Consider the following 6,815-nt stretch of genomic DNA (forward strand, 5'->3'; position numbering starts at 1 on the left):
GCTGAATGCGGCTCACTACGTTCGGGTCCGTGAGCAACGCGGAGGGCACTCGGACGGTGACTCAGGGCGATGACGCCGAGGCGGACCTCCCAGCCCCTCCCGCCCCGCCGGACTCTTCGGTCGTCCCGGACCTCCCAGCCCCTCCCGACCTACCGATGATCTCCCCCGGTGACCCGGACCCCGGCGACCTCTCCCTCCTTCCCTGCCCTCCCGGCCCGAGGCCGAAGGGAGTGGCCCGGCTGCTGTGGCAGGACCCGGCCCGGATGGGGTTCGGGGTGCGGCGGTTCCGGCTGGGGCCGGCACGCGAGCGGCTGGAGGGCGCGGGGGTGGCGTTCGTGGCCGGCTTCAACGCGGTGGCCGCCGGGGAGACCGGACGGATCGACGACCTCCGCGAGGACCTGCGCGGCTTCGCGTACGAGGGCGCCGGCATGGCCTGCGCCACCCTCGACATGCTCACCCTCACCGGCGGGCGGCGGCTCAGGGAGCTGCTGAGCGGGCAGGGTGTGCGCTACCCGCACCTCGTCCACATGGGCACCGGCTGGGCGTACGCCCGCATGCGGCTGCGGCCGATGTGGGGCATCCGCTCGGTGCATCCGCTGCTGCGCTGGCTGGCCCACGACGGTTTCGGCTTCCACCAGGGTTTCCTCTTCTCCGACCGTACGGTGGGGCGCCAGCGCACGGCCGGGCTCATGGACCGGACGCGGCGGGCGATCTTCGATCAGGGGCTGGGGCGGACGCTCTGGTTCCACGAGTGCGCGGGAGCGGCCGGCGTCGTGCCGCGCATCGCCGAGTTTCCCGCGGGACGCCGCGCCGACCTGTGGAGCGGGGTGGGCCTGGCCGCCACGTACGCCGGGGGCGCGAGCACCGCGGACCTGGGGCTGCTGGCCTCGGCCGCGGCCGAGGACGGCTTTCGCGCCCACCTCGCCCAGGGGTGCGCCTTCGCCTGCGCCTACCGGCTGATCTCGGAGGTCGTCCCTGAGCACACCGTCGCCGCCGCTCCCGTGCTGTGCGGGGCCGAGGTGGACGAGGCCGCGAGCTGGACCGACACCGCGCTCGTCGCGCTCGGGCACAACGCGCACAGCGGCGACCACTACCAGGCCTGGCGGGCGGGGATCCGGAAGGCCTGGGCACGACGCGACCGCGATTCATGACCACGATTCGGAGGGGCGGTGGGAACGGTGCCGGGGGTTCGCAGGTACGCGGCGGGAGTCCTGGCCCTGGTGGCCGTCACCGCCGGGTGGAGACTGACCGCCCTGCCCGACACCTCGGCCGTGGAGGCGTCCGCCGACTTCTCCTTCCACGCGAGGCCGCTGGGGCCTCCCGCGGAGTACGGTGACCGCGTCCTGCGGCCGGTCGCGCCGGGGTACGCGAACCTCCGGGGCCTGGTGTCGTCGCTGGGCGCCGGGGTGGCCCTGTTCGACGTGGACAACAAGGCCGTCGCCGACGACGTGTGCCTGGTCGACCCCCGCCGCGACACGGTGACCGTCAGGGCCGCGCCGGGGACCTCCCGCGGTTACCGGCCGTTCACGCTGGTCCCTCCCGAGCGCAGGCGGCACGAGGCTCCGACGGGATGCCTGCCCGCCGATCTCGACCAGGACGGCTGGGAGGACCTGGTCGTCTACTACTGGGGCCGCTCCCCCTCCCTGTTCCTGCGCGTCCCCGGGGCGCCCCCGTCCGGCGCGGCCTTCCGCCACCGCGCGCTGACCGCGAAACCGGAGATCTGGAACACCAGCGCCGCCACGACCGGTGACTTCGACGGCGACGGCCGCCTCGACCTGGTCTTCGGCAACTACTTCCCCGACGGCGTCAGGGTGCTGGGCGGCGACACCGGCGACACCGGCGACGCTGTGATGCCCGACTCGCTGTCCGCCGCCGCCAACGGGGGTGGCGACCGGCTCTTCCTGGCGACGGGGCCCGCGCTGTTCGCCGAGGCCGAGGGGGTGTTCGACGAGGTCGAAGGGGAGGGCGGGGGCTGGACGCTCGCGCTGGGCACCCAGGATTTGGACGGCGACGGACGGCCCGAGCTGTACGTGGCCAACGACTTCGGCCCCGACCACCTGCTGGTCAACGAGTCGGTGCCCGGCAGGATCCGGTTCACCGAGGCCAGGGGCACCCGGCACCTGACGACACCCCCCTCCAGGGTCGTCGGCCGCGACTCGTTCAAGGGGATGGGGGTGGCCTTCACCGACCTCAACACCGACGGCAGGCCCGACATCCTGGTGAGCAACCTCACCGAGGACCACGCGCTGCACCAGAGCAACTTCGCCTTCGTGTCACGGCCCGGCGGGCTCCACGAGGGTCACGCGCCGTACGACGACCTCGGCGAGGAGCTGGGGCTGAGCCGCAGCGGCTGGTCCTGGGACGTCAAGGCCGCCGACTTCGACAACGACGGCACCGACGAGATCATGCACGCGACCGGGTTCGTCAGGGGTGAGGTCGACCGGTGGGCGCAGTCGCAGGAGGCGGCGTCGGCCAACGACCTGTTCCTCTCCCGCCCCTCGCTGTGGCCCGGCCTGCGGGCCGGGGACGACCTGTCCGGCCGTGACACCAACACCTTCTTCACCAGGGGGCCGGACGGCCGCTACGTGGACGTGGCACGGCGAGCCGGGGTAGGCGGCGACGACGGTGACAGTGACGGCGGCGGCGGCGGCGGCACGGTGAGCCGGGCCTTCGCCGTGGGCGACGTCGACGACGACGGGCGGCTGGACTTCGCGGTCGCCAACCAGTGGTCCGCGTCGGTGCTCTACAGCAACCACGGCCCGACGGCCCCTTTCGTGGGCCTGCGCCTCCGCCTCCCGGCCGGCGCCTGCGGCACCACTCGCACGGGGCGGGCCGGGCCGGACCCGGCGTACGGACCGCTCGGCGAGACGCGGGGCCGGGCGTGGTCCCGGCGGGGACGTCCCGGGCTGACGCGGCCCGCCATCGGGGCCGTCGCCACGGTGCGCCCGCCCGGCGGGGTCACGCGCAGCAGGCAGCTCTACCCCGCCAACGGCCACAACGGCGTCTCCGCGCCCGAGCTGCTGTTCGGTCTGGGCGACGACCTGCCGGACTCCACCGTCCCCGTCGATATCTCCTGGAGGGACTCCTGCGGCGGCGCCCGTACCGCGTCGATCTCCCTGGAGCCCGGCTGGCACCGGATCCTGCTGGCCGGCGGCCGTGCCTCGGAGATCCGGCGGCCGTGAACGCCGACCGGAGGCGAGACGAGGCGCTCCGGCGGCTGGCGGGGTCCCTCACCCTGATCACCGTGCTCGGGCACACCGTGCTCGGGTTCGAGCAGTCCTGCCTGGCACCGGTGGTCGGCGTGCTCACCGGCGTGACCGCCGAGTTCGCGCTGGAGACCGTGGAGGCGTGGTCGCGAGGGCGCCGGGCCCGCTATCTCGGGGTGCCCCGCGACCGGGTCGCCGCCTTCCTCCTGCCGTCCTATGTCTGCGGCCTGCTCTGCGCGATGCTGCTGTACGGGAACGGGCACCTGACGCCGATCGCGCTGGCCGTCCTGATCGGCGTCGGCGGCACGTACGTCTTCCGCGTGAGAGCGCCGGACGGCGCCGGAACGGCGGGGCGGGCCGCCGGGGACGCGCCGGGGACGCCGTTCCTGAATCCGGTGGCCTTCGGGGTCGCCGCCGTGCTGCTGCTGTTCCCGTGGGTCGGCCTCGCTCCGGCGTACCAGTTCACCGCGTGGGTCTCGGGGCCGTTCGACCTGCTCGTGCCGCTGGCCGTGCTGGTCTGGGGAACGGCGGTGAACGCCAGGCTCGCGGGGAGGCTGCCGCTGGTCCTGGGCTGGGCGGGCGGGTTCGCCTTGCAGGCGCTGGTCAGGGGAGGGCTGACCGACGCGTCGGCGGTCGGCGCCCTGCTGCCGATGACCGGGACGGCCTTCGCCCTCTACACCGGATACGTGATCGTCGACCCGGGCACGTCCCCGGTCAGGCCGCGTGACCAGGTCTTGTTCGGCCTGGCCACGGCGGCGGTCTACGGGCTGCTGGTCCAGTTCCACGTCGTCTTCGGGCTGTTCTTCGCCCTGGTGATCGTCTGTGCGGGCCGGGGTCTCCGCGTGGCCCTCCCGGCCCTCCTCCGCCTGCCCGGCGTCAGCGGGCCCAGGGCGGGCACGTCGTACGGGGAGATCAGCCGATGCCGGGACCGACCCGTTCGAGCACCCGCAGCGAGCCCTCCTGCCGGACCTCCTTGAACGCGCCGGAGGCGAGGACCCTCTGGTAGACGCGGTACGGAGCCTGCCCGCCCTTGGACGGGTCCGGGTAGATGTCGTGGAAGACCAGGGCGCCGCCCGGCATGACGTGCGGGGCCCATCCCTCGTAGTCCTTCGTCACCGGGTCCTCGGAGTGGCCTCCGTCGATGAAGAGCATCGCCAGCGGGGTGTTCCACAGCGCGGCGACACGCTCGGACCTGCCGACGATCGCGACGACCTCCTCCTCCAGACCGGCGGAGGCGATGGTGGCGCGGAAGGTGGGCAGCGAGTCCATCTTGCCGAAGCGGAGGTCCATCAGCGTGGGGTCGTGGTGGGCCCAGCCGGGCTGGATCTCCTCGGAACCCCGGTGGTGGTCCACGGTGAAGACGACGGACCCGGCCTGCCGGGCACCCGCCCCGAGGTAGACGGCGGACTTCCCGCAGTAGCTGCCGATCTCGCAGATCGGGCCGCGCGGGCCGTACCCGGCGGCGGTCTCGAACAGCGCGATTCCCTCCTGGTGTGGCATGAAACCCTTGGCGCGCTGGGCGACGTACAGCAGGTCGGCCGGCATGGTGGCGATGCTCATCGCAGCAGACTACCGAGACCGAACAACATTCCGAATGCCCTTGCCCGGCCTTATGGAACGTGTTCTACTTTGCACCGTGAACCAGCGCGCCCGCATCGTGATGTCCGACGACGAGGTGACGGCTTTCGTCGGCGAGTCACGGAAGCTGCAACTCGGCACGATCAACCCGGACGGGACACCCCACATGGTGACCATGTTCTACGGGCTGACCGAGGGCAAGATCTCGTTCTGGACCTACGGCAAGGCGCAGAAGACGCTCAACATCCAGCGCGACGCCCGGGTGAGCTGCCTGATCGAGGCCGGAGACGAATACTCCGACCTGCGCGGCGTCCTGGTGTACGGGGTGGCTCGGAGGATCGACGCCCCCGAGGGCATCCTCGGCGTCGGTATGAACGTGGCCAGGCGGATGGCCGGGATGCCCGACGCGGAGGAGCTGCTCACGGAGTACGTGGCCTACACCGGCCGCAAAAGGGTCGCCTTCGTGGTCGAGCCGAGTCGAGTGATCTCCTGGGATCACCGTAAGCTCGCCATTCCCGGTTAGGAGGCCCCTATGAAAATCAAAGTCGACTATCTGGTCTGCGAGGCCAATGCGATCTGCATGGGACTCGCCCCGGAGGTCTTCGAGCTCGACGACGACGACCAGCTGCACGTGCTGCTGCCTGAGCCGCCGCCGGAGATGATGGACCGCGTCCGGCACGCGGTCCGGTCCTGTCCCAAAGCCGCCCTCTCCCTTGAGGAGAACTAGGAGGACCCCCCATGCGTGGTGCGCTTCTGCATGCCGTCGGCGACGACAAGCTCGACATCCGCGATGACTTCACCCTCGCGCCGGTAGGCCCGACGGATGTCCGCGTCAAGATCAGGGCCACCGGCGTCTGCCATTCGGACCTGTCGGTGATCAGCGGCGTGCTGCCCATGCCGTTGCCGGTCATCCCCGGCCACGAGGGCGCGGGAGAGGTCGTCGAGGTCGGCGACCACGTGACCTCGGTACAACCCGGCGACCACGTCATCATCAACTGGACCCCGGCCTGCGGCAGCTGCGCGAACTGCCTGGTGAACCAGCCCTTCCTGTGCATGACGTACGTGATGGACAGCTTCGTCAACGCCCGCTTCCGCTACGGCGGCGACACCCCGGCGTTCGGCATGGCGGGGTGCGGCACCTGGTCCGAGGAGATCGTCGTGCCCTGGCAGGGCGCGATCAAGGTCGACTCCGACGTGCCGTTCGAGGCGGCGGCCCTGATCGGCTGCGGGATCACCACCGGCGTCGGCGCGGCGCTGAACACGGCCAAGGTGAGGGCGGGCTCGACCGTCGCCGTGGTCGGGGCGGGCGGCATCGGCCTGTCGGTGATCCAGGGGGCCCGCATCTCCGGCGCCACCACGATCCTGGCGATCGACCCCCTGGAGTCCAAGCACGCCCTCGCCAAGAAGGTCGGCGCGACCCACGCCATCACCCCGGACCAGCTCATGGACGCGGTCGGCACGCTCACCGGCGGCGCCGGGTTCGACTACGGTTTCGAGGCCGTCGGCAAGTCCGCCGCCATCATGACGGCCTGGCAGGCGACCCGCCGGGGTGGCGACACGATCGTGGTGGGCGCGGGCGCGATGGACGACAACGTTCCGCTGAGCGCCTTCAACCTGTTGTTCGAGGGCAAGAACATCCTCAGCTCGCTGTACGGCGGCTCGGACGTCCGGCGCGACTTCCCGTTCTTCGCCGGCCTCTACAAGGCGGGCAAGCTCGACCTGGAGAGCATGATCAGCTCTCGCATCAAGCTCGCCGACCTCAACGACGCCGTGGCGGCGCTCAGGGGCGGCGAGGTCCTGCGCCAGATCGTCGTCCTGGACTGAGACCGGCGGCATCCCAGACCCCCGGCACCGAGCACCGGCCGGGCCGCCCACCTGAGTGGGGCGGCCCGGCCTCCCGGTCACACCGTCGCGCGCCTCGATCAGAGGTTCACTCAGAACCTCGGCGAAAGGCTCACTCCGAGGAGAAGGCGGCGTCGAAGGCGGTGGAGGGCGGGGTGATGGCGTTGAGCTTGCGGATGACGGCCAGCG

7 protein-coding genes are annotated in these 6,815 nt (G+C 71.9%); 6 read left to right on the forward strand and 1 reads right to left on the reverse strand.

The features are described 5' to 3' along the window. The first annotated feature begins 155 nt into the window (after window positions 1–155). The 3 genes from ACSDR0_RS42890 to ACSDR0_RS42900 are packed head-to-tail and all read left to right on the forward strand — an operon-like array spanning window position 156 to window position 4,183. Window positions 156–1,151 (forward strand): DUF1702 family protein, encoded by a 996-nt coding sequence (locus ACSDR0_RS42890; protein WP_435294722.1) that lies wholly within the window; start codon window positions 156–158, stop codon window positions 1,149–1,151. Window positions 1,152–1,169: 18 nt separating this feature from the next. Then, on the forward strand, window positions 1,170–3,182 hold the full coding sequence (locus tag ACSDR0_RS42895) for a CRTAC1 family protein (RefSeq protein ID WP_435294723.1): 2,013 nt from the start codon (window positions 1,170–1,172) through the stop codon (window positions 3,180–3,182). Further along, entirely contained in the window at window positions 3,179–4,183 is a 1,005-nt protein-coding gene (locus ACSDR0_RS42900; protein ID WP_435294724.1) for an enediyne biosynthesis protein UnbU, read from the forward strand. Before ACSDR0_RS42895 ends, ACSDR0_RS42900 begins: the two co-directional genes overlap by 4 nt. Here the strand turns inward: ACSDR0_RS42900 and ACSDR0_RS42905 are convergent. Beyond that, on the reverse strand, window positions 4,119–4,766 hold the full coding sequence (locus ACSDR0_RS42905) for a class I SAM-dependent methyltransferase (protein WP_435294725.1): 648 nt from the start codon (window positions 4,764–4,766) through the stop codon (window positions 4,119–4,121). The genes ACSDR0_RS42900 and ACSDR0_RS42905 overlap by 65 nt on opposite strands. 76 nt (window positions 4,767–4,842) lie before the next feature. Here ACSDR0_RS42905 and ACSDR0_RS42910 point away from each other — a divergent pair, with 76 nt between their 5' ends. From ACSDR0_RS42910 to ACSDR0_RS42920, 3 genes are read left to right on the forward strand one after another with little or no spacing between them, the layout of a single operon-like run. Further along, window positions 4,843–5,307: a pyridoxamine 5'-phosphate oxidase family protein gene (locus tag ACSDR0_RS42910; protein ID WP_435294726.1), complete on the forward strand. Its 465-nt coding sequence runs from the start codon at window positions 4,843–4,845 to the stop codon at window positions 5,305–5,307. A gap of 9 nt (window positions 5,308–5,316) precedes the next feature. After that, entirely contained in the window at window positions 5,317–5,511 is a 195-nt protein-coding gene (locus ACSDR0_RS42915) for a ferredoxin (RefSeq protein WP_435294727.1), read from the forward strand. 11 nt (window positions 5,512–5,522) lie between these two features. Further along, entirely contained in the window at window positions 5,523–6,608 is a 1,086-nt protein-coding gene (locus ACSDR0_RS42920; RefSeq protein ID WP_435294728.1) for an alcohol dehydrogenase catalytic domain-containing protein, read from the forward strand. Window positions 6,609–6,815: the final 207 nt, after the last annotated feature.

This window comes from Streptosporangium sp. G11, from assembly GCF_051192615.1.
In the GTDB taxonomy this organism is placed as follows: domain Bacteria; phylum Actinomycetota; class Actinomycetes; order Streptosporangiales; family Streptosporangiaceae; genus Streptosporangium.

Coding starts and splice junctions, on each gene's coding strand:
- ACSDR0_RS42890 (WP_435294722.1), top strand. CDS start 156: ATGATCTCCCCCGGTGACCCGGACCCCGGCGACCTCTCCCTCCTTCCC.
- ACSDR0_RS42905 (WP_435294725.1), bottom strand. CDS start 4,766: ATGAGCATCGCCACCATGCCGGCCGACCTGCTGTACGTCGCCCAGCGC.
- ACSDR0_RS42915 (WP_435294727.1), top strand. CDS start 5,317: ATGAAAATCAAAGTCGACTATCTGGTCTGCGAGGCCAATGCGATCTGC.
- ACSDR0_RS42920 (WP_435294728.1), top strand. CDS start 5,523: ATGCGTGGTGCGCTTCTGCATGCCGTCGGCGACGACAAGCTCGACATC.